The sequence below is a fragment of the Aestuariivirga sp. genome, assembly GCF_044238155.1.
In the GTDB taxonomy this organism is placed as follows: Bacteria; Pseudomonadota; Alphaproteobacteria; order Rhizobiales; family Aestuariivirgaceae; genus Aestuariivirga.
This window is the reverse complement of sequence record NZ_JBIIDX010000208.1, coordinates 1-4,400: the sequence shown is the minus strand read 5'-3', so window position 1 is coordinate 4,400 and position 4,400 is coordinate 1. Positions and strand designations below refer to the sequence as shown.

The following is a 4,400-nucleotide window of genomic DNA, read 5'->3' as shown; positions in this document are numbered from 1 at the left end:
TAATGATGCTTCTGAGTTCTTCTTCGCTTCTGAGTTCGCCTAAACGGATATCTCTATCATCGCGGCTACGTAAGAGGAGAGCCTCAATTTCGGCAATGCTTTTAGCAGTCCGAATTCGCCCCTGATCTATATGCTCTAACACGGTATCATCGGCTACTCCACGTTTGATGTTTTCGTCGCCATGATAGCAAGAATCGATGAACTTGTGCGAGATAAGGATAGAGCCACCAGGTTTCATGCGCCGCTTGAGCTTTATGAGCAGCAACCTCTGCGCCGACGGTGCTAGGAAACGCAGTACGCTGTGCAAGACGGCAATGTCAAACTCACCCACCAAGTCATCCCGAAGAAAGTCAAGGACCTGGGTACGGAGTTTGAGGTTGTACTCCTGCGCATAGGCTGCGCACAGCGCGAGCGGTGTTTCGCAGCGATCAGCTACAGTAAAGTGAATATTCTCGATTACATCGCCTCCAATCGCCGCGGCGGCGTGCGCGCAAGTGGAGAGGATACCAGTATCTGCTGCACCTGCAATTAGCAGTTTAACGATGCGGCCGGAACGCTCTTGCAGAAGTGGTTTCAGTGCAGAGACGATTTGCGGTCGATCAACATTTATCCCTTTCTGAAATCTAGCCGTCCGGTGCAGCACAGCGCGAATATGGTAGTCTTCGCAACCACGACAGAGCATCGGAGCGATGCGTAATACCCGTTCAGAATTCAGAAAGAGATTCTCTCCACAGGCATTGATATCTAGTAGAGAAAGATTTGATTTGACTAGATCAATCATAACGCTAGTCACTTCGCATTTTTCATTGTTTAAATCAAACTTTCCCTTTTAAATCAATCGATGCTTCTTTAGCTTGAGAAGGATAGAGAAAAATGCTTACACGGCGCACAGCCATCCTGTCGCTGTCTGCAGCAGTGACATCTCTCGCAACTGGTTCAGGGCTGTCGCTAGCGGAGAGTTCATTTGATGGCCAGACCATAACATACATCGTCGCCACAAAAGCTGGCGGTGGTTATGACACCATGGCGCGGCTGGTGGCAAAGTATCTTGAGAAGTACCTTGAGGGCACCGGGGTTCGGGTCAAGAACGTATCGGGCGGAGGTCATGTGGTTGGCGCCCTTGAGATATTCAACGCGGCACCTGATGGATTGACCATAGGAACATTTAACTCCGGTCTTCTTTATGCGCAGTTTTTGGGCCAACTCAAGCCGCCACTGGATCTTCACAGGTTCGAGTGGATTGGCAAGGCCGCCGTCGAAACGCGCTTGCTCGTATCAGGTGCAGATACACCATTCTATACGTTGGACGACCTTCGCCAAGTCGGACGGCCGATCAGGTGTGCTGCCTCGGGCGTGAGATCGGCATCCTATTTCGATACTGTCATTCTTGCCAGGGCACTGGATTTTGCTGTGAAAATCATTCCCGGCTTCGAGGGCAAGGAGGGTGAACTAAGCCTCATGCGTGGTGAAGTCGACTGCATCGTCGGCTCGGGAAGTGCACTCTTGCCCTTCGTGAGGAATGGTTTCGGTCGCGCCATCGTCCAAGTCGGGGGCGGCACGGGGTCCACAATTCCGGAAGCCAAAAACTTTGCTCGTACTAATGACGCCAAATCACTCATTGACCTGATCGGTTTCCAGGCCCAATTGTCGCGCCTCACTGCTGCCCCACCCGGTACAAACCCGCTTCGACTGGCGGCGCTGCGCAAGGCCTATATGGAGGCGCTGTCGGATCCGAAATTTCTCGAGGAGGCTTCAATGCTAGACCTGCCAATCGCCCCGATGGACGGGAAACATGTGGCAGCTGCCGTCAAGCAAGCGCTGAACCCCAAGCTCGAACTTATTGCGGAAATCAAAAAACTCCTTCCATCAGAATAAGGCTCACGAATATCGTAGGCAGAGTGAGAGAGCATCTTTGTTGACAGAGAACATTAAGGCGTTCAGCCAACTTTCCAGCCTAATTTCACTCGATCTCATGGGGTTGTTACTGCTCGGCTGCGTTGTCGGTCTATTTTTTGGCATCATGCCCGGGTTGGGCGGCAAGCTAGGCATTGTCTTCCTCATACCCTTCGTCTTCGGTATGGAGCCCATATCAGGGGTGGTGTTCCTGCTTGCTATGCATTCGGTTGTGCACACCAGCGGCGCAATTCCAAGTATTCTACTCGGAATTCCCGGAACCGGTCCTGATGCCGCTACTATCGTCGATGGCTTTCCCATGACGCAGAGGGGCGAGGCAGGCCGTGCACTAGGCGCCACATTGATGGCGTCCGCCGTTGGTGGCGTGATTGGGGCAGTCTTCCTTAGTGTTTTACTACCACTAGCCAGTTCCATTGTGCTGGCATTCTCCCCAGCAGAATTCTTCTTTCTTGCATTGCTCGGCACCACCTTCATGGCCACGCTGAGCGGCGATAACCTTACGAAGGGCCTTCTGGTGGGACTTCTCGGCTTCGCACTATCCTTCGTGGGGCCAGATCCGCTGGGTGCAGAACCACGCTTCACCTTCGGCCTTCCCTATCTGTGGGATGGCATAGACTTAGTCGCCTTGACCGTCGCCGTTTTTGCGATCCCAGAAATGATTGCAATGGCTGCAGGGAAACAAGACGCCATTGGTGTGGCACCCACCGTCTCCAGATATGGTTTTCGTGAAGTATGGCAGGGTGGTGTTGATGTGTTTCGACACTGGTGGCTAGCGCTGCGTACATCCATTATTGGGGCATTAATCGGGCTTGTTCCAGGTCTCGGCGGTGATGTCGCATCGTGGGTTTGCTATGGCCATGCGGTGCAGAGCTCGAAACATCCCGAGCGCTTTGGCAAGGGTGAGGTCGAGGGGGTTATCGCGCCTGAGACCGCCAACAACTCAAAGGAGGGGGGCGCTCTTCTGCCAACGATCTATTTTGGCATTCCAGGAAGCTCAGGAATGGCGATTCTGATGGGGGCCTTCGTCATACTTGGTATCCATCCCGGCCCCGACATGCTGACCCACGGCGAGAGCCTGGTTTGGGTAATGATCTGGACACTTGCTCTAACAAATATTCTGGCGGCAGCGATCCTGTTCGCCGGCACACCCTATCTTGCTACGCTGGCCACCTTGAACCCGCGACTGATGCTCCCATTCGTGAGCGTGTTCTCAATGATTGGCATCTACCTTAATGCCGGCAACTGGCGCAACTTCCTTGTCATGGCCTTATTTTCGGTACTTGGATATTCGTTTCGCAAGTGGCACTGGCCGCGGCCGCCGCTGATGATTGGTCTCGTTATGGGACCACTAGTAGAGACATCCTTCCACAAGGCCGTGGCACTTTGGGGATTTAGCTTCATTTTCAGGCCGCTATCGTTGGTCATGCTGGGTCTCGCGCTGCTTAGTTTTCTTTTCTATCTGCGCCGCCGCCCGAAGATGGCCTCGTGATGGAAAGGACGGCACGGATACTATTCAGCGGCGGACTCGGATTAGTGTTCATAGCAATCGCAGTGATGTCGACGCAGCTGTCCTACACGGCCCGATTGCTTCCACTGATAGTAAGTATACCTGGCATCCTACTGAGCGCCATCGCAATGCTGCGCGAGTTCAGAGACACCCCTGCCAAGGTCGAGAAGTACAAACAGGGTGGAGCTAGGGAATTTAGGGCCGCCTCATGGATATTTGCTTTTTGGGCTGCAATCCTGCTGTTCGGCTTCATCTTCGGAGCGCCAGTGATTACTACAGTCTATTTTTTCCTTGAACTGCGGAGGGGTGTGGCTGGATCCATTCTTGGCGGGTTAATCTGCTTCGGGGTTACCTATGGAGTGTTCGAGCGTCTGCTACATGTGCCTTTGTTCCAAGGCTTGCTAATACCGCTGCTTGCATCTCCCGTGAACTAACACTCACTCAAAGCTCTCGCCTCTCTTGATCGACTAGCCTATCCCGGACTTCATGTATCTTCGGCCAGGACCATTACGCTTATGTTATGTATAGTTGTTTTTGCATGAGTGGATGACTTATACTGTTTCAATTCACTTTCGATTTGATTAGAGGCCCGCAAGGATCCCGCTTAATCGCAACGAATACTGGCGACAATCGCCTCGAAACATGTTAGTGTAACATCGTTTCTGTAAATTCTCAGTCTTCCCTCTCATCGCCCCTTCTTCGGCGCGTGGGATTTCGGCCTTGGCAGCAGGCGGCTCTTTTGGGGCAATCTTTACCACCCACGAAGGAGTCGACAAGATGGCACAACACGTAGAACGTAATCCTCTCGAAGCCGCTTACGCGGCCTTGCTGGCCAACGGCCTGGATGGCGCCGGAGAGGCGCTGCGGATCCTGGTCAACGTGTCCGTCGTCAGATAATTTGAGACGTTTGGGTGCGTGATCGAAGAGAGGATCTGGCGCATCTGGGTTTGATGTTATGCGGCCTTGCCGCGGTGTTGCA

At 53.1% G+C, this 4,400-nt stretch carries 4 protein-coding genes; 3 read left to right on the top strand and 1 reads right to left on the bottom strand.

Annotated features, from left to right (window positions below; all coding sequences use genetic code 11):
• A partial coding sequence (locus tag ACILRN_RS15930; RefSeq protein ID WP_395689948.1) for a class I SAM-dependent methyltransferase occupies nt 1-781 on the bottom strand: 781 nt, incomplete at its 3' end.
• A 92-nt stretch (nt 782-873) separates the two neighbouring features.
• Here ACILRN_RS15930 and ACILRN_RS15925 point away from each other — a divergent pair.
• Genes ACILRN_RS15925 through ACILRN_RS15915 form a run of 3 tightly spaced genes read left to right on the top strand, consistent with a single transcriptional unit; the run spans nt 874 to nt 3,855 of the window.
• Entirely contained in the window at nt 874-1,875 is a 1,002-nt protein-coding gene (locus ACILRN_RS15925; protein WP_395689947.1) for a Bug family tripartite tricarboxylate transporter substrate binding protein, read from the top strand.
• 40 nt (nt 1,876-1,915) lie between these two features.
• On the top strand, nt 1,916-3,403 hold the full coding sequence (locus ACILRN_RS15920; RefSeq protein ID WP_395689946.1) for a tripartite tricarboxylate transporter permease: 1,488 nt from the start codon (nt 1,916-1,918) through the stop codon (nt 3,401-3,403).
• Nucleotides 3,403-3,855, top strand: a complete 453-nt coding sequence (locus ACILRN_RS15915) for a tripartite tricarboxylate transporter TctB family protein (protein ID WP_395689945.1) — start codon at nt 3,403-3,405, stop codon at nt 3,853-3,855. The genes ACILRN_RS15920 and ACILRN_RS15915 overlap by 1 nt, the downstream gene beginning before the upstream one ends.
• Nucleotides 3,856-4,400 lie beyond the last annotated feature (545 nt).